Source organism: Thalassotalea sp. Sam97 (genome assembly GCF_041379765.1).
Classification (GTDB): Bacteria; Pseudomonadota; Gammaproteobacteria; order Enterobacterales; family Alteromonadaceae; genus Thalassotalea_A; species Thalassotalea_A maritima.
Genome location: NZ_CP166919.1, coordinates 2942439 through 2965049, shown reverse-complemented (window position 1 = coordinate 2965049; position 22611 = coordinate 2942439). Strand labels below are relative to the sequence as shown.

Sequence of the window (22611 nt, the reverse complement as noted above, 5' to 3'; positions counted from 1 at the left end):
CAATAGTTTCATCTAACGTTCGCAAATATTTAATTTATCATGATTGCATTAATACAAAGAGTAAGTCACGCCAGCGTGAGCATTGCTGGTACCGTGAATGGTCAAATTAACCAAGGAATTTTAGTCTTATTGGGCGTTGAAAAAGGCGACGATATAAAGAAGTGCCAACGTCTTGCCGACAAAGTCGCTGGCTATCGAATGTTTACCGATGAAAATGGCAAAATGAACCTAGATGTTGGTCAGATAGGCGGTGATATTTTAGTGGTATCGCAGTTCACGTTAGCGGCCGATACCAACAGCGGTAAACGCCCAAGTTTTTCTAATTCGGCAGAGCCAACCTTAGGTAACGAGTTGTACTTAGCGTTTTGTCAGCTGTTACGAGACAAAGGCTTTAAAGTGCCTACCGGTGAATTTGGTGCTGATATGCAGGTATCGCTAACAAATGACGGTCCGGTAACCTTTTCGTTAAAGGTATAGGCAGTGGCGTTTACATTAGTTACCCCGCAGAGTGAAGCGGATTTCAAAGTGTATCATCAATTGCGCTATAAAGTGCTGCGCCAACCTTGGGGTCAGAAGCCGGGAAGCGAAGTCGACGATATAGAACAACAAGCGGTACATCGTATGTTGACTACCAGCGATGGTAATGTCGCTGCGGTTGGCCGCTTGCACAAAACCGCTAGCGATGTTGCCCAAATTCGCTTTATGGCGGTTGATGATAAATATCAGGGGCAAGGCATTGGTAAGCAATTACTTGATGCACTAGAGCAAGAAGCTCATCGGCAAGGTGTAAGGCGCATTGACTTAAATGCTCGTGAAGTAGCGGTGCCTTTTTATCGGGCTTGTGGCTATCAGTTGCATGATAAAAGTCACTGTCTCTATAACGAGATTCAGCATTACAAAATGAGTAAATCATTGAAGAAATTTCACAATGATTTTAGCGACCAGCTCGATGCGCTTGAGCAGATCTGGCACCAGACGATTCCCGTATCGGCATTTATGAATATTCAGCCGGTAAGTTTGGTTGCAGATCAATTAACCGTGTGTGCAAGTCGCGAGGCCAACGTCAATTTACATAACACCATGTTTGCTGGCAGCATCTACACCTTGGCCACACTTACCGGTTGGGGGCGCGCTTATTTGTTATTAACTGCAGCTGGGTTGCAAGGTGATATTGTTCTTGCGGATGCTAATATGCGTTATCATAAGCCATTACAGGGGCAACCGTTAGCGCAAACTGTTGCAGTGCAAGGTGATGTAGCTGCACTCGACCTTGGTCGCCGGGCGCGCTTGAGCATTGATGTCAAAGTAAAAGATGGCGATTTAACCGTAGCAAGTTTTACGGGAAAATATGTTATTTTGCCTAAAGATAGTTAACAAGTCGGCGAAGCAAGCTGTATAGGTTTAAGTGAATGATAAATAACAAGGCAACGCATGTCGCTGTGATTGGAGCAGGTTGGATTGGTTATCCGTTAGCAAAACATCTGATCGCAAAAGGTATGGAAGTGCTGGCTACCACAACATCAGCTACGAAAGTGGCGCAGCTTAACCAGCAAGGAATTCGCGCTTGTATACTAAACACCCCGCAGCAGTTACCACTAGCGCTTCACCAGTATCCACATTGGATTATTTGCATTCCGCCGGGAATCCGTCAAGGTAAGAGCGATTACGCTGATAAAATCCAAGCCCTCGTTGATTTTGCTACTAGCTCTAATGGTCGTGTAAAACAGCTTATTTTGTTGAGTTCGACGGCTGTGTATAACGGTTTAGCTGGCGTGGTCACAGAGCATAGTGCACTGGATACCAAAGACACTAAGGTCGCCCTTTTACATGCAGCGGAGCAGGTAGTTTTAAATTCGTCTGTTACTTACAAAACGATATTAAGGCTTGGTGGTTTGTTTGGTTACGATCGCCAACCCGGTCGATATTTCACGCACAAAGCGGTACCCAATCCAGATTCGGTGATTAATTTTATTCATCAAGATGATGTGATTGCCATATTGCAGCAATTACTTGCACGCTATGATACGGTGGCGAATATCGTCAATGGTGTCTGTCCTCATCATCCGACACGTCGCGACTTTTATCAAAAAGCGCTGTTAACATTAGCGCACCTAACCCCTGAATTTGCAGAGCAACAGGAACAGCAAGGCAAACAAGTTGATAGTGTTTACTTAGCTGATATCTATCCACAATTTCAGGTTGCTGATCTATTTGCTTACTTCGACAGTAAATTTGCTAAGGAATATCGTGCCTAGTTCTAAACAATTAGCTCTGTTTGCGATCATTTTAATGCTGCACCTTAGCTTGCTTAATTTGTTTTTTGTTACAGCAAACGGGCCGGTGTTTTTGTGGCAACAGAACATGCGCTGGCAAACCGTGCTAATCCATGTGTTCACGGTAGCGCTAGGCTCTGTTATTCTTTGCTTGATAAACTATATTTATCAACGCTATATAAATAAAACCAATGAGAAAAACGATGAAAATTAATAAGCGATGTAAATCTTTAGCCGCTATTATTGCCGCCTCTTTTATTGCCGCCTGCGGCGCTGCGAATGAAAGTACGGATACAGCATCAGCACAAGTAAAGCTGATGCCAACGCAAAGCGATGTGATTATTCCTTGGGGAATGGTGCAGCTTGCCAATAATGACTTATTGGTATCGGAACGCACAGGTAAACTGCGTATTATCCGTGATGGTATCATGGTCGATAAAGACATCACTGGCTTGCCTAACATCATTGCCAATAATCAAGGTGGTTTACTTGATGTTGCTCTGCATCCGGATTATGACAAGAATGGTTGGATTTACTTTACATTTTCCAGTGATAAAGGTGAGGGCAAAGGCAGTAACACCGCATTAATTCGTGCTAAGTTAACAGATTTTCAACTAACCGATTTGCAATGGCTTTATAAGGGGAGTGAGAACAGTGAGCGCGGTCATCATTACGGCTCTCGTATTACTTTTGACAAGCAAGGCTATGTATATTTTTCCATTGGTGATCGTGGTGCGCGTGATGTGAATCCACAAGATCTAACTCGCGATGGTGGTAAAATTTATCGCCTTCATGATGACGGTCAAATTCCAGCAGACAACCCGTTTTTCGGTATGAACAATGCCAAAGCCGCAATCTATAGCTATGGTCATCGTAACCCACAAGGCTTAACGACTCATCCTAAAACCGGTGCGATATGGTCACATGAGCATGGCCCTAAAGGTGGTGATGAAATCAACTTAGTCGAGGCGGGTAAGAACTATGGTTGGCCAGTGATCAGTTACGGCATTAACTATAATGGCACGTCGTTTACCGATTTAACCGCCAAAGAAGGGATGGAGCAACCGAAACATTACTGGGACCCATCTATCGCGCCATCGGGTTTGATTTTCGTAACGTCTGATAAGTACCCTGAGTGGCAAAATAAAATGCTACTGGGTTCAATGAAGTTTGGTCATCTGGTTTTGGTTACCTTAGATGGTGATAAGGTCGTTGCGACTGAAAAACTGCTCGAAGGTGTTGGCCGTGTGCGTAATGTTTATCAAGGTCGAGATGGTTTCATATACATTGGTGTTGATGGCCAAGGCATTAAAAAATTAGTACCCAATGGTTAATCAATACTGTGATGAAATTTGAACATACATTTACCTTAGATAGAGAGCATTTTAACGAGTGTTTTGAGCAATCTGCGATGTTACGCGACCAAAGCTGGCGCCGTTACACCAAAGCGATTATTTTATTTGCCTTGGGCTTTTTAATTGCTGCGGCAAACATCGAAAAGCTTAGCGGTCATTTAGGTTATTTCTTTTATATCTTAGCTGTTGTTGAAATACTGAGTGTGCGGTTTGCCAGAGGTTTTTGGGTAACCAGACAAATGTTTTCTAAAGCTTCAGGATCCGATGTAAACATCAGCTTTGATGATCAAGGTATTGAAATTTACTCTGACTACGTGAAAAAGTCGCTCCCTTGGGCAGAGATTGATAAAACCATCATGACCGAAAAGGGTTACATCGTTTTTGAAAAAAATGGCAGTAATAGTTACATCTCACGCAGTATATTAACGGCCGATAGCGAAGCGTTTTTAAAGAAAAATTTGGCGATAGATTAATCGCTATATTTTAGCAATACGCAGCAAATGAAAAGCCGAGGTACACTTCATTGTGTACCTCGGCTTTTTTGTAGCTGACTTAGTTGCCCTTCAGGTGAACAAAACTTTAGGTATAGTTTATATATTTATACATCTATACAGGTATATAAATATGCGCTCACCTAGCTAGCTATTTAGCTAGATAGTCTTTGTTTACTTGCTGACCTGATGTGACTTATTTAATCCCATAGTCATCATCCACTGCTCATAATTGAGTAAGTTAGCAGGCAGTACAACTTTGCGGTTTTGTTTGCCTAGCCCTTGCATTTGTTTCAGGTATTGTTCGCTAAGCTGCATCTCAAGTGCTTGCTGACCGCCATCTTGATTAATCACATGCGCGACTTTGCTAATCGACTCGGCAGTTGCCTTGGCGAGCGCTAAAATTTCCGCCGCTTTACCTTCGGCGGAATTAATACGACGTTGCTTTTCACCTTCAGAAATATTAATCATTTCTCGCTTGCTACCTTCAGAGCGATTAATACGACTTTGCTTTTCACCTTCACTTTTTGCCATAATCGCGCGTCGTTCACGCTCTGCGTTGACCTGCATTTCCATCGCGTCTCGTACCGTTTGTGGTGGTGTTAAGTTTTTAATCTCATAACGATGAACGCGGATCCCCCATGATTCACCCGCCGCGTCCAGTACTTCAACGACTTTTGCGCTGATGAGATCGCGCTCTTCAAACGTGCGGTCCAGATCCAAAGTCCCGATTACCGAGCGCGTCGTAGTTTGTGCTAATTGCATGGCTGCAAATCGGTAATCGGTAATGCCGTAGCTCGCTTTTACCGGATCGGTTACTGAGATATAGATAACGCCGTCTACTTCAATATTTACTTCGTCCATCGAGAAACACTCTTGCGGTGGCACATCGATGGTTTCTTCTTTCAAATCTTGGATGTAAGCGACTTTGTCGATAAACGGAAATAACGCATGGAAACCTGCTTCCAAGGTTTTGTGGTATTTACCCAAACGTTCTACCACGTAGGCGGATTTGGTCGGTACCAGTCGAATGGACTGGAATAACTTAACAATAAAGATAAAAAACAACAGTGCCCATATTGCCAGTACCGCAATGTCGGTTATCGGTAGACCTTCAAAATGTTCCATTATTTCGCTCCTTTAGCCGTTGCTGTGACCTTGTCCATGCCTTCAAAAAAGCCTTCTAACTTAGCGATGTCCGTTGGCAGTATCGATACGTCAGCATGTTCTAATACGCGACCTGTTTGGGTGATAAACTCCTGCATTAAGCGCATCTTAATGGCATCATGACCACACGGCTGATTAGCCGCCGAGGCGATTAAACTCATACCGGTTGCTGTTGCATCAGCAATGATCTCTATCTCACGAGCGCGGCCTTCCGCTTCATTAATTTGTTTTTGCTTGTCACCTTCTGACAGGTTAATCGCTTCTTGGCGTTCGCCTTCCGATAAGTTAATAACGGAGTCTCGCTCAGCGTTGGCTAAGGTAATTTCGGCACGTTTTTGTCGCTCCGCTTCCATTTGCTTTTCAAGGGTATGAATGACATTTGGCGATGGGGTGATATTACGTACTTCGTAACGTAAGACTTTAATCCCCCAAGGATCTGATGCTTTGTCGATTTCGCGAACAATGATTTCGTTCAATGTATCGCGTTCACTGAAGGTTTGGCTCAGATTGAGCTTACCGATTTCACTGCGCATGGTCGTTTGCGCTAAGTTAACGCTGGCGCGACGGTAATCTTCGATGCCATAACTGGCTTTCGCGCCATCCATGACTTTGATGTAAACCAGGCCATCGACATCAATTTGAATGTTGTCCTTGGAAATACAACTTTGCGCGGGAATATCCAATACTTGCTCACGAGTTTCATGGCGATACGCTACCTTGTCAAAAAACGGGATCAAAAAATGAAATCCAGGCTGCATCACAGCGCGAAACTTTCCTAATCGCTCAACCACACATACTTCGCGCATTTCGACAATGAGCACCAATTTATACAGAATGAATAATATGACCAAGAAGGCCAGAGTTAATATAAACACGCAACTCTCCTTATTACTTTTGGGGTAAATGAGCCACTATATGAGTGCACCGCAACTTACCGGTTTATTTTTAAAGTGAACTTTTTAGGGTGACTGTGGAGGCTGTTTTTCAACCACATACGAAATATTATCGCGGCACACAATTGTCGCTGTTTCGCCTTTTTCGATTACGCTACCGTCACCGAGCGCGGTCCATTCGCTCCCTTGAAAGACGATGCGACCTTTTTTATTACCAGGACCAATGGTTGCGATAACCTTGACCTGTTTGCCGTAAACGTCGAGCTCTTCATCAGTATTATCGACTCGGCTATCACCACCGACCATTGACTGACCAAGATTACGAAAAAGTAGCAGTAAAATGATCGACAATATAAACCACATAGTGAAGGCGTGTATCCAATTGTCGATGAGGCCAAATTGCAGCGATAGGGCCACGGCCAGCGCGGACGTACCAAGGAAGACCACAATACCGCCAGGAATAGCTAACTCAGCAATCATCAGCATGAGACCAACACAACCCCAAGCAATCACATCGTTGCTTATATCCATAGCCTTTCTCCATGCGTGGTTAATACATTGTTAATCATCATAGCATCGTTTTTTTATAAAAGCGACATAATATGTCAAGATTGATGTTTGCTGTTTTTTCTAAGTTACTGAACTGTATGTGATATGTGGCTTATCAATGGTGGGTTGGCGAACGCTTTTAAGCGATGGCAATAAAGTTATCTCATCATTGATTAAAACTAAAATTGCACAGCCAATTGTGAAAATTTTGCTAGCTTTAAAGATAAGAGGTTAGTTGAGGACAACACATTGCACGAAAATGGTGATAATTTAGATCCAAAAAAGCAATCCGACAGTTCGGCCTATAAAATGCGGCAAAACAAATATTACCCATTAGGCAATGCGCTTTTTTGGATTGTCGCGCTGTATTTACCCACCATGCTACTGAGCTTTGTATTCGCGGTTTATGCCGATACCAGTAGCGCGATTGACGATCCTATCCGTTGGTTTTTTGATGGTGATACAACCGCAGTGTTTGGCATATTGATGGCGTTGGTTACCTTACCTATGCTTTATGTCATCACCTTTCGAGAACCTAACAAACGCACTTTTTTTGCTTTAGAACATCGCTTTTCTATGGTGGAGTTTCGCCCTTATTTTCTAATCACAGGGATTTATATATTTGCCAGTGTTGCCATTCATACTGCTATCAATACACAGATGCCACAGTTTATGGTCGATATTCTCAATACCACGGACTACGTATGGCTAAGCGTGTTGGCTATTTGTATTGTCGCACCGATTTTTGAAGAAATTGTATTTCGAGGTTATATTTTTAGCCGTTTAGCCTCAACCCGATTAGGGCGCTCAGGTGCTTTACTGATCACCGCGTTATTATTTACGTTTTTACATAGTCAATATCAAGGCTTGGTATTAATCGACTTATTTGTGCTAGCCCTAATTTTGTCGTGGACCCGTTATAAAACGAATAATCTTTATTATTGTATAGCCATTCACATGCTCAATAATATGATGTCAATGTGGCTACTTTATTCGGTAAACTAGGGTCAACAGATCCTAGAGCGTGTTGATCTTTTGAGGTTGTTTTTGCAGCAATTTATGATGTTTTTATACAAGGCAGAACTTATGTTGTGTGGTTACTCCGCATAAGTAATTGATAACACTGTAGAAAGGCGTCATAAAAGCTGTCTTTTGGATTCGTTTAAATGCATTTTTTTCATTGTTACTTGCTCTGTGCGTAGAATAACTATGCGTATCACAAGTGCCGCGATAAAAATGCATTTAATTCGAACAAAATTTAACCCTGAAAGATCAACACGCTCTGTTGTTCGCTATGTTGTTTAATATTTAAAGATTATGTCTATGCAAAAAAATAATGACCTTCCATTACTTCGTAACCATTCCTATATTAATGGTCAGTGGCAGCAAGCCGAAAATCAATTTGACGTGATCAATCCTGCGACTCTTGAGGTTATCGCTGCTGTTTCTGATGCCAACGCAGGCGATGCTGAATTGGCGATAGATGCTGCCAAACAAGCGCTGGTTGCGTGGCAGGCGTTATCGGCAACAGAGCGTAGCGCTTTATTGCGTGCATGGTTTGAATTAATTATGCAAAACCAAGACGAACTGGCGCGATTGCTCACCTTAGAGCAAGGCAAGCCATTAGCTGAGGCGAAGGGGGAGATTGCTTATGGTGCATCCTATATTGAATGGTTTGCCGAAGAAGCCAGGCGAGTTTATGGTGATACCATTGGCGCACCTTCTGCAGATAAACGAATTATTGTTATCAAACAGGGGGTTGGTGTCGTAACCGCGATTACCCCGTGGAATTTCCCTAATGCCATGATTGCGCGCAAAGCGGCAGCTGCATTGGCCGCAGGTTGTACCTTTGTTTGTAAGCCTGCCTCGCAAACACCGCTATCGGCACTTGCTCTAGCCGAGTTAGCACATCGTGCAGGTATTCCTGCTGGCGTGTTTAACATGGTTGTTTCAGAAGATGCTAATGCCATTGGTAAGGTGTTAACGCAACATCCCGATGTTGCCAAATTTACGTTTACGGGTTCTACACAAGTCGGTAAACAACTGAGTGAGCAATGTGCAACAACGGTAAAGAAAGTATCGATGGAACTTGGTGGCAATGCACCGTTTATTGTTTTCGATGATGCCGATATTGATGCCGCTGTAGAAGGCGCTTTAGCCTCGAAATATCGTAATGCTGGGCAAACGTGTGTCTGTAGCAATCGTATTTTAGTTCAGGATGGCATTGCTCATGAATTTACCAAGAAGTTTGCTAACGCGGTGCAACACTTAAAGTTAGGTAATGGCCTCGAAGATAAAGTCACTATCGGGCCGTTGATCACTACCGAAGCTACACACAACATCCATAGCTTGGTGCAAGAAGCCATCAGCCTAGGTGCCTCGCTAGTTTGCGGTGGTAACTTCGCTGATCATGGTCAACAGTTTTATCAACCCACCATTGTTACCAACGTAACTAATGATATGGCGCTTGCTCAGCAAGAGATCTTTGGCCCGGTAGCACCGATTATTACTTTTACCGATGAACGTCAGGCTATTACCATGGCTAACGATACCCCATATGGCTTGGCTGCGTATTTTTATAGTCGAGATATTGGTAGAGTTTGGCGTGTTTCCGAAGCATTGCAGTTTGGTATGGTAGGCATTAACGAAGGCCTCATCTCAAATGCTGCAGCGCCGTTTGGTGGTGTTAAGCAATCGGGATCAGGTCGAGAAGGATCAAAATATGGTTTGGACGATTACTTAGACATCAAATATTTATGTATGGGTGGTATTTAGCCTTGCTACAAAGCAGCGCCTAAATGAGCTATTTCAATACTGAAGATCCGCTATTGTGATTCACTTGCACTGCGAGCAATACTCTAATGGAACTAATGATTGCTCGCCAACCCAGAGCCAATGTGCGATTGCTTACATTGTGTACAAATATTTCATATCCAAAAGGCTTGTATTTCAGTATAATCCGCGCCGACTTATTTCTTTGGCATTATGTTGGTTATTTTCGAGGTCAAAATGCAAGACGCTATCAGCAAAAAACAGGCTCACAATTTCAATAAATTGGAAAAACGCATCCGTCGTGAGGTGGGTAAGGCCATTGCTGACTTTAATATGATTGAAGACGGTGACAAGATCATGGTGTGTTTGTCTGGTGGTAAAGACAGTTACACTATGCTGGACACGCTAATGCATATGCAACGCGTTGCACCGATCTCATTTGACATTGTTGCTGTGAACCTGGACCAAAAACAACCGGGTTTCCCTGAGCACGTTTTGCCAGAATACTTAGCCTCAATCAATGTTGAGCATTTGATTGTTAACGAAGATACTTACTCAATCGTTAAAGAAAAGATCCCTGAAGGCAAAACCACGTGTTCGCTTTGTTCGCGTTTGCGTCGTGGTATTTTGTATAAAACAGCGAAAAAATTAGGGGCAACGAAAATAGCGTTAGGTCATCACCGTGATGATATCTTAGAAACGTTATTCTTGAACATGTTCTACGGTGGCAAGCTTAAGAGTATGCCGCCTAAATTAGTTACCGATAATGGTGAACATATTGTTATCCGCCCACTAGCGTATTGCCGTGAAAAAGACATCATTCGTTACGCTGATCACAACGAATATCCAATTATTCCGTGTAACTTGTGTGGTTCACAAGAGAACTTACAGCGTAAAATCATCAAAGAGATGCTAAACAGCTGGGATAAACAATTCCCAGGACGTATTGAAACCATGTTTAAAGCGGTGACTGATGTGGTGCCTTCACACTTGGCCGATATCAACCTTTATGACTTTGCCGGTTTAAAAGCAACGGGTGCACCATTTGCTGATGGCGATATAGGCTTTGATAAGCCTGATATCCCTGCCAACCCTGCAGTTATTGACGAGGATGATCAGCAAGAAAAGCTTGCTAACCAAGTGCAAATCATCAATTTAAGTTAGTTGTTTGCCTAGTCGTTTCTAGCTCGCTAACTCACTAGCTGCTTATATCGCTATAAACCAGCCAACGTTTTATATATTAAGTTATATAAATGGGGCTGGTTTTTTCATACCTACATAATTTAACGTCTCTCATTTTAGGCCCTTCATATTGCACTATATGTCGACATATTCTTTAAAGTAGAACGAAAGGTGTCTATATTTGAAATTTTAATCTTACAATTCGAACGCCATAATGTTCTATGACGAATTGGTTAAATTTAGGAGTGAGCAATGGGCTTATTGATTGACGGCGTTTGGCACGACAAATGGTATGAAACGAAAGAGACTAACGGTCAGTTTCAGCGTGAGAGCGCGCAAATGCGCAACTGGATAACAGCTGACGGCAGTGCTGGCGCTAGTGGCAAGGGAGGTTTTAAAGCCGAAAAAGGTCGTTATCATTTATACGTGTCTCTGGCATGCCCTTGGGCGCATCGCACATTAATTTTTCGCAAACTGAAAGGCCTCGAAGAATATATCGATGTGTCGGTTGTCAGCCCTGATATGCTTGAGCACGGCTGGACCTTTGATCAAAATACTGGCTCAACGGGTGATGCGTTGTATCAGTCTGAGTGTATGCATCAGATTTACACCAAGAATAAAACCGATTATTCAGGTCGAGTGACGGTCCCCGTGCTTTGGGATAAGCAGCAACAATGTATTGTTTCGAACGAGTCAGCAGAAATTATTCGTATGTTTAATTCGGCGTTTAACCAACTAACAGGTAACGATGCTGATTTTTACCCAAAATCATTGCAGAGTGAAATCGATGAGATTAACGAGTTTGTTTATCATAACATAAATAACGGCGTCTATAAGGCGGGGTTTGCCACCACGCAAGATGCTTACGAGCAAGCTTTCGAGCAGCTATTTTCCGCCCTTGATAAGATAGAGCAGCGATTGACGAATAATCGTTACTTGCTTGGTGATACACTAACCGAAGCCGATTGGCGTTTGTTTACCACCTTAATACGCTTTGATGCCGTGTATGTTGGTCATTTTAAATGTAATAAACAAACCATTGAACAATATACTCACTTAAGTGGTTACCTGCGTGAGCTTTATCAATACCCTGGTGTTGCAGAAACGGTTGATTTTTATCATATTAAGCGCCATTACTACTTTTCGCACACCATGATTAACCCAACTCAGGTAGTACCTGCAGGGCCTAACATTGATTACACCAGTGCACATAACCGTGGTGTGTAAAACCGCATACACACAGTAACAATCAAAAAGGACGCTTTATGGATCAACTATTACGAATAACACTCGAACAGTGGCGTATGTTTAGAGCCGTCGTTAATTATGGTGGCTTTAATCAGGCGGCGGCACAGATCCATAAAAGCCAATCGAGTATTCACAGCGCGGTGAGCAAAATAGAAGACTCGCTTAACCTAAAGCTATTCACTATTGAAGGGCGTAAAACGGTATTAACCGAGGCCGGTCAAAAGCTATTGCAACGCGCCGATTACTTGCTGCAAGAAGCGGCTAAGCTTGAAGCGGTGGGGATCAGTTTAGCGCAGGGCGAAGAAACCACGCTGCGTATCGCAGTCGAAGAGATTTTTCCTACCGATATTTTATATCAGGTACTTGAGAACGTATCGGCGCAATTTCCTCATCTTAATATTGAAATTCGCGAGTCTATTTTAGGTGGCGCTAAGGAATTATTAGAGCAAGACGAGGTCGATATTGCCATTTCGCCGTTTAAGCTAGATGGCGGTTTTAATGAGCAAATCGCTCGCGTTAACTTTTGTGCAGTAGTCAATCCTCAACACGCTTTACTCAATGTTAAGCGGCCATTGGCCGTGGAAGACTTAAAGTCGCACCGGCAAATTGTGATTCGAGATTCTGCTTTGCAAACCAATACTGATGCGGGTTGGTTAGGCGCAGAGCAGCGTTGGACGGTAAGCCATCTGCGTACCTCGATTGATATGATAAAAAACGGTTTGGGTTTTGCTTGGTTACCGAAAAGCTCTATTAAACAAGAGCTGGCATCGGGCGAGCTGCAAGTTCTTAATACCAATTTTGATAATAATCGAGAAGCGTTTCTTTACGTGATTTTTAAAGATGGTGATCATTTAGGCCCAGCAGCAAAGTGCTTCTTAGGTGAACTGCGTTTTTTATCAGCCTTGTAAGCGGTTTACCGAAAACGAGCTTTTTTCAAAGCCTTCGTGGATTCTAGCATATTTATAACTTGTTGCTGTTAACTGAATAGTAAAATGACGTGAAAGTTTGGCCATATAAGTAAAAGTTGCGCAGTGATATGCGCAAACTCTATATAGTACATACAATAAATGTGCTAGTAACTGCCGTAAACCCACCACATTCAAGTTGGCGGAAGTTTGATTTCAACTTGTACTAATATTAATTGCAATCCTTGAAATTAGATTCCAAACATTTAAGAAACATATGTTCTGCTTCTTCCATTTCTTGCTTTGTCATTATTAATCTTAGGTCGTTTAGGGTGCTTTTTGCATCCGGCACGTCATTTCGCAAAGCAAACACTAGCCACATATATGCTAATTTGAACTGTTTGGTAGAAAGGTATAGTGACGCCAAATCATATTGCGCTAATGCAAAGCCTCTAATTGCAGCTTTACGTGACCAAAATTCTGCTTGGTCAAAATCTTCAGGTACGCCTAAACCTAGTTGGTACATAGAACCAAGCGCATACTGTGCTTTCACATGTCCTTGTTCTGCCAATGGTTTAAATATTTTAATAGCTGCTTCGAAGTTATTATTTGCGTAAAGCATCGCGCCTTCTTTAAAATCAGCAGATTGAGCTACAGATGTAAAAAGAGCAAAAATAAAAGTAATAGTCCGTATCATAAAGTGTCCTTTAAATTAATTGAATAGGTCAAAATCCCAAATTAACTTTATTTATAGAAGCAGGTTAGCCAATCTACTTAAGCTTGATCTCAGTAAATTCAAGCTGGTACGTATATACCCTATATTTTTAGAGTTATGCTCGAAATTCGGATGAATATTACGAGATCTGAGCGATTTGTCAATGCAAAGGTGTTGTTTTGGTTAAGTTTAATGCCTAGTAAGTTTTCTATAGATGCTTATTGATCAGTGAACCAGATTGACTTGCATCTTCCCATAAATTAAAGTTTTCACATTACTGTCTTACGTCTAATCAATATCTTAGTCAATTCACGTTTAAACCTTGGCCAACTCTGCAATACTTTTCAAGGATGATTATGCTTAAAAAACTATTATTACCAACCCTTCTATCTTTTACTTTAATTCCAGTCGTTAATGCCAGCTATGAAGATGGAGAAATTGCCTTACAAAAACAAGACTATGAAACGGCTTATGTTCATTTTAGAGAGATGGCAGACCAAGGCATCACAAAAGCTCAGCATAATTTGGGGTTATTGTATCACGATGGGAAAGGTGTAGAGCAATCATATACCGAAGCAATACAATGGTTCACAAAAGCGGCTCAGCAAGGATATCCCGAAGCACAGTATAATTTAGGGGTACTTTACAACCAAGGAAAAGGTATAGAGCAATCATATAAGGAAGCAGCCAAGTGGTATACTAAAGCAGCGATTCAAGGCTTAAAGCAAGCACAATATGATTTGGGGACCTTCTATGTTCATGGAAAAGGGGTAGAGCAATCATTTAGTGATGCAGTCAAGTGGTTCAAAAAGTCAGCAAATCAAAACTTAAAACAGGCTCAGCATAATTTGGGATTCGCGTATGCAAATGGATATGGTGTAGAGCAATCATATAGCGAAGCAGCCAATTGGTACGCAAAGGCCGCAAAGCAAGGATTCTCTGAATCACAGTTTAACTTGGGTCTATTGTTTAATAACGGAAAAGGTGTAGAACAATCGTATAGTGAAGCTGCTAAATGGTACGCAAAAGCGGCCAGCCAAGGTTATGTTAAAGCGCAGTATAATTTAGGTGTATTCTATGCGAATGGGGACGGTGTAGAACAATCGTATAGTGAAGCGATTAAGTGGTATACAAAAGCGGCGAACCAAGGCTATGCTAACGCACAGCATAATTTGGGAATATTGCATGAAAATGGATACGGTGTAGAGCGATCATATAGCGAAGCGGCCAAGTGGTACGCAAAAGCGGCAAATCAAGGATTCTCGGAATCACAGTATAATTTGGGAGTATTTTATGAGCGTGGATACGGTGTAGAACAATCGTATAGTGAAGCGATTAAGTGGTATACAAAAGCGGCGAACCAAGGTTTTGAGCCAGCCCTTGATGCTATAGAGGTTATGCTAAAATCCTACTAAGCACCAAAACTTATACCAAGCTATTCTTAAGTATCCAATTATAGTTGCTCGTGAGAGGATTGAAGGAATCATAACGTTAAGGTTCGATATTTATGCCAATGGTAATTCATAAATATCGAGTTAATCAAATCAAAGTAGTCGAAAATGATTGAGATGCAAGCTAAAAAGGTTGCGAAAATGGATGCTAAACCCGTAAAAATTTATAAATAGAATTGTTACAATGTAGTTTAAATTAGGCTAACTGTTAAATCGTGAATATTTAGACCGTGGCTAACACATTGTTTGTTTTTAATATGTGATAGCAATCATTTAAATGAATATAAAAAATAAACAAGAGTGAGCGTATAGCTAACGACACCTAACCCCAGAGAATAGCGGTACGCTTTTCTGCAAAACACTACAAACGGCATGCAAGCGCTCGGTACGAGCTTCAATGAGCTTGTTAAACGAGTCATACTAACTTTGCTTCCCTGAAAGCTTCTTCATGTAATTTTTTCGAATAACACCTATATCGCTATTCTCCATATTGCCCAAAACGTCATCTAGAATTTATCCAGACCTATAAGTGGGGTTATTTTTAGTTCGATTTTTGGCAAAAAAAAGGTTTGTGTTTTAGTTGGAACCTTCAAAATCTCTTTTGAGATTTCTCGTCTGTAGCAAGCATTCCCACGTAGAAAAAATTTACTTTTAACATGCATTGCACAGATTCGAGCAAAGTACTGTTATTAGCTCCTACAGCTTGTATATACAAGTGATGTATGGCAAACTTCGCCCCTATCTTGTATAGACAAGTTATTATTCGTGGTATGTATCGTGGCAAAGCCTAAATTCGTTGAAATTAAGCAGTATATCTTTGAGCAAATAGAACTGGGTATATGGCTTGAAAATCATCAAGTGCCTTCAGAAAATGAGCTTGCTGAGCTATTTAACGTGAGCCGTATGACGGCGCGTCGTGCGTTGCAAGAGTTGACCGACGAGAATGTACTGCTTCGTACCAAGGGTAAAGGCACCTTTGTTGCCAGTTTTAAATCGCAATCATCGCCATTAGAAATTAAAAATATTGCCGATGAAATCCGCGAACGTGGTCATCGTTATCACGCACAAACGTTACAAATTTGCGAGCAATCATTACCTACGAGTTTAGCGCCTTTATTTTCATCAATGGCTGAAAACAGTGTGTTCTACAGCGAAATTTTGCACTTTGAAAATGACGTGCCGATTCAATTGGAACAGCGTTACGTTAATGCCTTGCTTGTCCCTGAGTACGCTCACCAAGACTTTGCTAAGCTTACCCCACACGAATACTTGTCAAAAGTTGCACCGTTAACGGAAGCAACTCACGAGATTGAAGCGATAATTGCTTCATCAAAAATTAATCAGTTGTTGGCGATTGATAACCAACAACCTTGCTTACAGGTAAAACGCCGTACATGGTCATCACAAGGTGTGGTTAGTTTTGCCATATTGACTTCGCCGGGCGATAAATATCGCCTTGGCGGACATTTAACATTTTAATTAGTTATTAGGAGATCACCGTGACGTTTAAATATGGTGTCGATCGTTTAGATCTTAATATTGTTAACGGCATTGCCGATGGTAGCATCAAAGCGGAGTTGTGTTCGCAAGCGTTGCAGCAAATCAATACCAGCCGTCAAAATGTTGAAAAAATGGCAAGCTCCGATAAAGCCGTTTACGGTATCAACACGGGGTTTGGTCCATTATGTGATACGCAAATTTCCCCAGAAGAAACCCATTTACTGCAAAAGAACCTACTCATCACTCATGCCGTAGGTGTTGGTGAGCCGATTGCTAAATCGATCTCAAAGCTTATGCTAATTACCAAGGTTCATGCACTAAGCCAAGGCTTTTCGGGTATTCGCCTTGAAGTGGTGGAGCGCATGTTAGCGTTTCTTGATTTAGACCTTATTCCTGTAGTACCAGAGCAAGGCTCAGTGGGTGCATCGGGTGACTTAGCGCCACTATCGCACTTATTCTTACCATTAATTGGCGAAGGGGAGTTCTGGCAAGGTGATAAAACCGTCGCAGCAAAAGAGCTGTTGAGCCAACATGGTTTAGCACCGTTAGAATTACATGCTAAAGAAGGTTTAGCGTTAATTAACGGTACGCAATTTATTTTGTCACACGCGATTACCGCATTAACCAAAATGCGCTACTTATTGGATCTTGCCGATTTAGCAGGGGCGATGAGTATTGAAGGCATGCAAGGTAGCCAGTCGCCATTTAGAGACGAATTGCACCAAACGCGTGCTTTTAAAGGTAACTTAGAAGTTGCTGCGCGTATGCGTCGTTTCTTTAAAGACTCACAAAATATGGCGTCCCACACCGATTGTGATCGTGTGCAAGACCCGTATTCACTCCGTTGTATTCCGCAAGTTCATGGTGCCTCACGCAATGCCTACTACCACTTGAAAGAGTTGGCAGAAATAGAAATGAACTCAGTTACCGATAACCCAATTGTTATCAGTAGCGAAGAAGCCATCTCTGGTGGTAGCTTCCACGGCCAACCACTTGCAATGGTACTTGATTACGCGTCAATTGCTGCCGCTGAGTTAGGTAATATCGCTGATCGTCGTTGTTATTTATTGCTCGAAGGCTTACACGGTTTACCACGCTTGCTAACCACCTCGGGTGGTTTAAACTCTGGCATGATGATCCCGCAATACGCAACAGCAGCACTTGTCACCGAAAACAAGTCGCTATGTTTTCCACCGTCAGCGGATAGTGTTCCAACCTCTATGGGCCAAGAAGATCACGTCTCTATGGGCAGTATCTCAGGCCGTAAGTTAAACCAAATCTTAGGTAACTTAGACAAAATTTTTGCCATTGAGTTAATGTACGCAGCACAAGCGATTGACTTTAGACGTCCAAATAAATGTTCAGATTTAGTCGAAGAAAACTTTGCTTTAATCCGCAGCAAAGTCGCCAAGCTTGAAGAAGATCGCCTATTAAAGCCAGACATCGATGCCATGATAGCATTGGTGAAATCACAAGCATTTAACGTTGCTGGCGATTACAAATAAGGGATAATAACGATGAATGATGTAATCAATTTTCAACAACAAATTAAGCAAGGTATTCCAAGTGAATTACCGGCTGCTAAACCTTACCCTGCCGATGCCAACCGCGCACCTAAGCGCAAAGATATTCTTAGTGCTGAAGAGAAACAATTAGCGGTACGCAACGCGCTTCGCTATTTCCCTAAAGAGTGGCATCAAGAGTTGGCGCAAGAATTTGCCCAAGAGCTAAAAGACTTTGGTCGTATTTACATGTATCGCTTTAAACCAAGCTATGCATTAAAAGCACGCTCGATCAGTGACTACCCAGCAAAATGCGAGCAAGCTGCGGCAATTATGTTGATGATCGACAACAACCTTGATCCTGCGGTAGCACAGCACCCAGAAGAGTTGATCACCTACGGTGGTAACGGTGCGGTGTTCCAAAACTGGGCACAATACCTATTAACCATGAAGTACTTAAGTGACATGGAAAGTGATCAAACATTGCACTTGTACTCTGGCCACCCTATGGGTTTATTCCCGTCGTCTGTTGATGCACCGCGTGTTGTGGTGACCAACGGCATGATGATCCCGAATTACTCTCAGCCAGATGATTGGGAGAAATTTAACGCCTTGGGTGTGACTCAATACGGTCAAATGACCGCGGGTTCGTTTATGTACATCGGCCCACAAGGTATTGTTCACGGTACCACGATTACGGTAATGAACGCGTTCCGTAAAGTGTTAGCACAAGGCGAAGCGCCAAAAGGAAAAATCTTCCTTACCGCGGGTCTTGGTGGTATGAGTGGCGCGCAACCAAAAGCCGGTAACATCGCTAACTGTATTACCGTTTGTGCTGAAGTTAACCCTAAGGCGGCGACAAAGCGTCACCAACAAGGTTGGGTTGATGAGCTAATTGACAACATGGATGACTTACTTGCCCGTGTCAAACTGGCGCAAGCGAACGAAGAAGTGGTGTCGATCGCTTACATTGGTAACGTGGTTGATGTTTGGGAGTCATTCTACGAACAAGAAATTTTTGTTCACTTAGGCTCAGACCAAACTTCATTACACAACCCGTGGTCTGGTGGCTACTACCCAGTAGACATTAGCTATGAAGAGTCAAATCGTTTAATTCGCGAAGAGCCAGAATTGTTTAAGGTGAAAGTACAAGAAACCTTAAAACGCCACGCTGATGCGGTAAACAAACACACCGCACGAGGCACGTACTTTTTCGATTACGGTAATGCGTTTTTACTTGAAGCATCGCGTGCAGGCGGTGATGTTATGGCGGAAAACGGTATTGATTTTAAATACCCATCATACGTGCAAGATATTCTTGGCCCTATGTGTTTTGACTATGGTTTTGGTCCGTTCCGTTGGGTATGTACCTCAGGTAACTCTGACGATCTAGACAAAACCGATGCCATTGCTGCTGAGGTGTTGAATAAGATCATGGCTGAGTCGCCAGCGGAAATTCAGCAACAGATGCAAGATAACATCACTTGGATCAAAGATGCCAAGCAAAACAAGCTAGTTGTTGGTTCTCAAGCACGTATTTTGTATGCAGACGCACAAGGCCGTATGGAAATCGCTAAAGCCTTCAACGATGCTATTAACCGCGGCGAGATTGGCCCAGTGGTGCTAGGCCGCGACCATCATGATGTCAGTGGTACCGATTCACCATTCCGTGAAACGTCAAACATTTACGATGGCAGCCGTTTTACCGCCGATATGGCCATTCATAACGTTATTGGTGATGGTTTCCGTGGTGCAACTTGGGTATCAATCCACAACGGTGGTGGCGTTGGCTGGGGCGAAGTTATCAATGGTGGCTTTGGGATGCTACTTGATGGAAGCAGCGATGCTGAACGTCGCTTAAAGTCGATGCTATTGTTTGATGTAAACAATGGTATTGCCCGTCGCAGCTGGGCGCGTAACGAAGAAGCGAACTTTGCAATTAAGCGTGAAATGGCACGTACACCAAAGCTAAAGGTTACTTTAGCAAACTTAGTTGAAGACGATATCTTAGATAACTTATCGTTTTAAGCGAGTTACTTAAATAAAAAAGCGCGTATGGTTATCTATACGCGCTTTTTTGTTTGTTTTTGTTTATAGAGCGGAAATATAACACGTTCCACTCGTCCTGCAATAACCAATACAAATATCGGCTATTAACCGGTTTGTGTTATCAACTTCTTGCCATCGTTGGTATCAGTCGTAGGGTTTGTTAAAACTGATATTTGATATTCAGCGCGCCATGACGTCCTTGACCTGGGAAGTAGCGATCGCCAGAAAATCGAGTGTAATCGGCACGGTTAGCATAACGCTCAGCGAACAGATTAAACACTTGCAACTGGAGCTGTAAATTATCGTTAACGTGGTAATTATTGTACCAATTCACTAATTGGTGACCTTGATAGTAATGATCATTTTCTGCGTCAGTAAAATAACCATCAACAAAACGGTATTCAATCTCGCTGATAAACTGTGGCGTTATTTGCCAGTTTAAACCCGCCGTATGTAAATGCTTTGGCGCTGAGTCCATGTCGTTACCAGCGATGGTAGCGGTACTGTTATTATTCCCGTGCGTGTAGGTATGACGGTTAAAACTACTATGTTGAAAATAGCGTAATTGCTCGGTTAACTGCCAGTTGATGTCGAGCTCGATACCTTGATGACGAGAGCCCGCGCCATTGATATTGAAAAAGTCACTATCACGAATAATCACATCCTCTTTTTCGCTGTAATAACCCGCCACTTTTATATTGAACTGACTTTGCTTGGTACTTATGCCAAGGGTGATGCTGTCGGTTTGCTCTGCGTCGAGTTCGGCTACCACTTGTTGTCGTTGTAAGCGATATAGTTCGGTTGCTTGTGGCGCTCTAAAACCATGTCCTGCGTTAACAAAAATTTGCGTTGCAGAGCTCAGTTGATATTGCGCGTTAAATTGTAATGATGGCTCACTGAAGCTGTCTTCGCGGCTTTCTGGTCGAGTGTAGCGACAGCCATCAAAACCACAAATCTCACCGTTTTCGTCTGTTCGACCGCTTACCATGAGGTTTTGATAATCATAGCTTTGATAGTCTTGACGCAGGCCAAATTGCAGAGCAAATTTATCGCTGGCTTGCCAATGCGCTCGAACAAATGCACCAGCGTACAGCGCATCTACATCATAGTCGTAGTGCTTACCTTGCGGTATTGTTTGCTGTAAATAAGCTGAGCCTTGCGTTGGCTTATCTTGTACTTGTAACAAGCCGGCTTGGGTGTATTCGCTATCGATGCCGACAAGCCAAAACCAGTTATCACTTTGTTGCAGTCGATACTGACTTTTGAGGCCGACACTGCGTTGCCAATTTTCTTCAATCGGTTGCCCTGGTAAAAAATGCATCAAAAAGTCCATTTCAGCGTAACGCAGATAAGGCGTTATATTGATCACATCACCGTTGTGACGTTGATGCTCGATATGGCTCGCAAAGCGCATACTCAATGCATTGCGATAGGCTTCAGGATTAGGGTTGGTTTGGCTTAGATCTTTATCTTTATAAGCATTGCTACCGGTAATATAGCCTGCCGTTTGTTGATCAAGGTGGTTAATATTGAAGGTTGAGGTGATTTGCGTATGTTCATTGGCATAAGCATGTTTGAGCTGTAATTGCTGTTGCTGAAAGCCAGCGTCGTCGCGCCAGCCATGGTTATCGGTCAATGCCAATTGTGCGCGCACTTGATTGTCGGCATCGTTTGCATCAACAGTTAACCGGTAACTATCATCAATTGCCAATGTTGAGCCAAGGTACACGTGGTCGTCGGCCAATACATCGGCAGTAACAATGTTAATCACGCCACTTTGTGCATTAGAGCCAAAAATAGAGCTCCACGGACCTTTAAATACTTCAATATATTGGCCTTGGTGTAATGGCGCCTCAAATAACTCGTTAATGTTACAAAAACCAGCAGCGCGCAGTGCAATGTTATCGATTAAAGTCAATATACTGCCACAGGCACCAGCCCCGGTTAACACAGGGGATCGCAGCGAGGGTAGGTACTCAACGCCACTACCACGCTGTAAGTTAGCGCCACTGATGCGTTGCATGATTTGCTCAATATGCTGCGGATTAATGTGTGCTAGCGCCTCACTGTTTACGCTATCAGCGAACGTTTCGGCGGATGTCGATGTGGTAACAACGATGCGCTCTATTGCTGCCGACGCGCTTTGTTGCTCGGCGTAAACATAACCGCTAGCAACGGCGACTGTAAGACTAAAACTGGATAAAATGCGAGATGTTAACGACATAAAAGCTACTAAACCGTGATCAAAACCTTATACCAATTACACTAAGTTTGTGCCCAACTCAGAGTTAGGGCAGAGGTTCAGTTACAACATAGATTTCATTGATATAGATATTCTATATTAATGAAATATAGAGCCGTAAATGGGCCTCTGGTGAACTCCCTACGGGTGAGTTTTAAAGGCTTTTATGCTGCGTAACAGATTTTGACAATGGAGTAACCATTCTCTGCAATCAAAATCTTGCCTAAAAGCCTTTAAATTCTCACTGAGTGAGCAATAACTTAATGTGATGGGTAGTACATTAATAAGGTCGTTATTATTATTGCTACCTATAGTAA

At 42.6% G+C, this 22611-nt stretch carries 19 protein-coding genes; 14 read left to right on the top strand and 5 right to left on the bottom strand.

The window, feature by feature from the left end; genetic code table 11:
- The first annotated feature begins 39 nt into the window (after positions 1 to 39).
- From dtd to ACAX20_RS13165, 5 genes are all read left to right on the top strand, one after another.
- Positions 40 to 477: a D-aminoacyl-tRNA deacylase gene (gene dtd / locus ACAX20_RS13185; protein WP_371186904.1), complete on the top strand. Its 438-nt coding sequence runs from the start codon at positions 40 to 42 to the stop codon at positions 475 to 477.
- 3 nt (positions 478 to 480) lie between these two features.
- Complete coding sequence (locus tag ACAX20_RS13180) at positions 481 to 1374, top strand: YiiD C-terminal domain-containing protein (protein ID WP_371186902.1); 894 nt, start codon at positions 481 to 483, stop codon at positions 1372 to 1374.
- A gap of 35 nt (positions 1375 to 1409) precedes the next feature.
- A complete protein-coding gene (locus ACAX20_RS13175) occupies positions 1410 to 2255 on the top strand; it encodes an NAD(P)-binding domain-containing protein (RefSeq protein ID WP_371186900.1) in 846 nt (281 codons plus the stop codon).
- A gap of 221 nt (positions 2256 to 2476) precedes the next feature.
- Positions 2477 to 3607, top strand: a complete 1131-nt coding sequence (locus tag ACAX20_RS13170; protein WP_371186898.1) for a PQQ-dependent sugar dehydrogenase — start codon at positions 2477 to 2479, stop codon at positions 3605 to 3607.
- An 11-nt stretch (positions 3608 to 3618) separates the two neighbouring features.
- Positions 3619 to 4101 (top strand): YcxB family protein, encoded by a 483-nt coding sequence (locus ACAX20_RS13165; RefSeq protein ID WP_371189658.1) that lies wholly within the window; start codon positions 3619 to 3621, stop codon positions 4099 to 4101.
- Between the two features lie 192 nt (positions 4102 to 4293).
- On the opposite strand, the gene ACAX20_RS13160 is transcribed toward ACAX20_RS13165, so the two are convergent.
- The 3 genes from ACAX20_RS13160 to ACAX20_RS13150 form a co-directional block, all read right to left on the bottom strand.
- Positions 4294 to 5247 carry an SPFH domain-containing protein gene (locus tag ACAX20_RS13160; RefSeq protein WP_371186896.1) on the bottom strand — a complete coding sequence of 318 codons (954 nt, stop codon included), beginning with the start codon at positions 5245 to 5247 and terminating at the stop codon, positions 4294 to 4296.
- Positions 5247 to 6161, bottom strand: a complete 915-nt coding sequence (locus ACAX20_RS13155) for an SPFH domain-containing protein (protein ID WP_371186894.1) — start codon at positions 6159 to 6161, stop codon at positions 5247 to 5249. The genes ACAX20_RS13160 and ACAX20_RS13155 overlap by 1 nt, the downstream gene beginning before the upstream one ends.
- A gap of 84 nt (positions 6162 to 6245) precedes the next feature.
- Entirely contained in the window at positions 6246 to 6710 is a 465-nt protein-coding gene (locus ACAX20_RS13150) for an NfeD family protein (RefSeq protein WP_371186892.1), read from the bottom strand.
- A gap of 267 nt (positions 6711 to 6977) precedes the next feature.
- Here ACAX20_RS13150 and ACAX20_RS13145 point away from each other — a divergent pair, with 267 nt between their 5' ends.
- The 5 genes from ACAX20_RS13145 to ACAX20_RS13125 all read left to right on the top strand — a co-directional run bounded on the left by ACAX20_RS13145 (position 6978) and on the right by ACAX20_RS13125 (position 12838).
- Positions 6978 to 7733, top strand: a complete 756-nt coding sequence (locus ACAX20_RS13145; RefSeq protein WP_371186890.1) for a lysostaphin resistance A-like protein — start codon at positions 6978 to 6980, stop codon at positions 7731 to 7733.
- 318 nt (positions 7734 to 8051) lie between these two features.
- Positions 8052 to 9503, top strand: coding sequence for an NAD-dependent succinate-semialdehyde dehydrogenase (locus ACAX20_RS13140; protein ID WP_371186888.1), 1452 nt, complete (start codon positions 8052 to 8054; stop codon positions 9501 to 9503).
- A 234-nt stretch (positions 9504 to 9737) separates the two neighbouring features.
- Positions 9738 to 10664 (top strand): tRNA 2-thiocytidine(32) synthetase TtcA, encoded by a 927-nt coding sequence (ttcA, locus tag ACAX20_RS13135; RefSeq protein ID WP_371186886.1) that lies wholly within the window; start codon positions 9738 to 9740, stop codon positions 10662 to 10664.
- A gap of 270 nt (positions 10665 to 10934) precedes the next feature.
- Positions 10935 to 11909, top strand: coding sequence for a glutathione S-transferase family protein (locus ACAX20_RS13130; protein ID WP_371186884.1), 975 nt, complete (start codon positions 10935 to 10937; stop codon positions 11907 to 11909).
- A 38-nt stretch (positions 11910 to 11947) separates the two neighbouring features.
- Complete coding sequence (locus ACAX20_RS13125) at positions 11948 to 12838, top strand: LysR family transcriptional regulator (protein WP_371186882.1); 891 nt, start codon at positions 11948 to 11950, stop codon at positions 12836 to 12838.
- 229 nt (positions 12839 to 13067) lie between these two features.
- Here the strand turns inward: ACAX20_RS13125 and ACAX20_RS13120 are convergent, their stop codons facing one another.
- Positions 13068 to 13532, bottom strand: a complete 465-nt coding sequence (locus ACAX20_RS13120) for a tetratricopeptide repeat protein (protein WP_371186880.1) — start codon at positions 13530 to 13532, stop codon at positions 13068 to 13070.
- Positions 13533 to 13906: 374 nt separating this feature from the next.
- Between ACAX20_RS13120 and ACAX20_RS13115 the strand changes: the two genes are divergently transcribed.
- The 4 genes from ACAX20_RS13115 to ACAX20_RS13100 all read left to right on the top strand — a co-directional run bounded on the left by ACAX20_RS13115 (position 13907) and on the right by ACAX20_RS13100 (position 20031).
- Entirely contained in the window at positions 13907 to 14965 is a 1059-nt protein-coding gene (locus ACAX20_RS13115) for an SEL1-like repeat protein (protein WP_371186878.1), read from the top strand.
- A gap of 813 nt (positions 14966 to 15778) precedes the next feature.
- Entirely contained in the window at positions 15779 to 16480 is a 702-nt protein-coding gene (gene hutC / locus ACAX20_RS13110; RefSeq protein ID WP_371186876.1) for a histidine utilization repressor, read from the top strand.
- A 20-nt stretch (positions 16481 to 16500) separates the two neighbouring features.
- Entirely contained in the window at positions 16501 to 18006 is a 1506-nt protein-coding gene (hutH, locus tag ACAX20_RS13105) for a histidine ammonia-lyase (RefSeq protein WP_371186874.1), read from the top strand.
- A 12-nt stretch (positions 18007 to 18018) separates the two neighbouring features.
- On the top strand, positions 18019 to 20031 hold the full coding sequence (locus tag ACAX20_RS13100) for a urocanate hydratase (RefSeq protein WP_371186872.1): 2013 nt from the start codon (positions 18019 to 18021) through the stop codon (positions 20029 to 20031).
- A gap of 181 nt (positions 20032 to 20212) precedes the next feature.
- On the opposite strand, the gene ACAX20_RS13095 is transcribed toward ACAX20_RS13100, so the two are convergent.
- On the bottom strand, positions 20213 to 22276 hold the full coding sequence (locus tag ACAX20_RS13095; RefSeq protein ID WP_371186870.1) for a TonB-dependent receptor: 2064 nt from the start codon (positions 22274 to 22276) through the stop codon (positions 20213 to 20215).
- Positions 22277 to 22611 lie beyond the last annotated feature (335 nt).

What these genes read in the sequence shown, in the direction of transcription:
- dtd (WP_371186904.1), top strand. Translation starts at nt 40, where the DNA reads ATGATTGCATTAATACAAAGAGTAAGTCACGCCAGCGTGAGCATTGCT.
- ACAX20_RS13175 (WP_371186900.1), top strand. Translation starts at nt 1,410, where the DNA reads ATGATAAATAACAAGGCAACGCATGTCGCTGTGATTGGAGCAGGTTGG.
- ACAX20_RS13170 (WP_371186898.1), top strand. Translation starts at nt 2,477, where the DNA reads ATGAAAATTAATAAGCGATGTAAATCTTTAGCCGCTATTATTGCCGCC.
- ACAX20_RS13165 (WP_371189658.1), top strand. Translation starts at nt 3,619, where the DNA reads ATGAAATTTGAACATACATTTACCTTAGATAGAGAGCATTTTAACGAG.
- ACAX20_RS13160 (WP_371186896.1), bottom strand. Translation starts at nt 5,247, where the DNA reads ATGGAACATTTTGAAGGTCTACCGATAACCGACATTGCGGTACTGGCA.
- ACAX20_RS13150 (WP_371186892.1), bottom strand. Translation starts at nt 6,710, where the DNA reads ATGGATATAAGCAACGATGTGATTGCTTGGGGTTGTGTTGGTCTCATG.
- ACAX20_RS13140 (WP_371186888.1), top strand. Translation starts at nt 8,052, where the DNA reads ATGCAAAAAAATAATGACCTTCCATTACTTCGTAACCATTCCTATATT.
- ttcA (WP_371186886.1), top strand. Translation starts at nt 9,738, where the DNA reads ATGCAAGACGCTATCAGCAAAAAACAGGCTCACAATTTCAATAAATTG.
- ACAX20_RS13130 (WP_371186884.1), top strand. Translation starts at nt 10,935, where the DNA reads ATGGGCTTATTGATTGACGGCGTTTGGCACGACAAATGGTATGAAACG.
- ACAX20_RS13125 (WP_371186882.1), top strand. Translation starts at nt 11,948, where the DNA reads ATGGATCAACTATTACGAATAACACTCGAACAGTGGCGTATGTTTAGA.
- ACAX20_RS13120 (WP_371186880.1), bottom strand. Translation starts at nt 13,532, where the DNA reads ATGATACGGACTATTACTTTTATTTTTGCTCTTTTTACATCTGTAGCT.
- ACAX20_RS13115 (WP_371186878.1), top strand. Translation starts at nt 13,907, where the DNA reads ATGCTTAAAAAACTATTATTACCAACCCTTCTATCTTTTACTTTAATT.
- ACAX20_RS13100 (WP_371186872.1), top strand. Translation starts at nt 18,019, where the DNA reads ATGAATGATGTAATCAATTTTCAACAACAAATTAAGCAAGGTATTCCA.
- ACAX20_RS13095 (WP_371186870.1), bottom strand. Translation starts at nt 22,276, where the DNA reads ATGTCGTTAACATCTCGCATTTTATCCAGTTTTAGTCTTACAGTCGCC.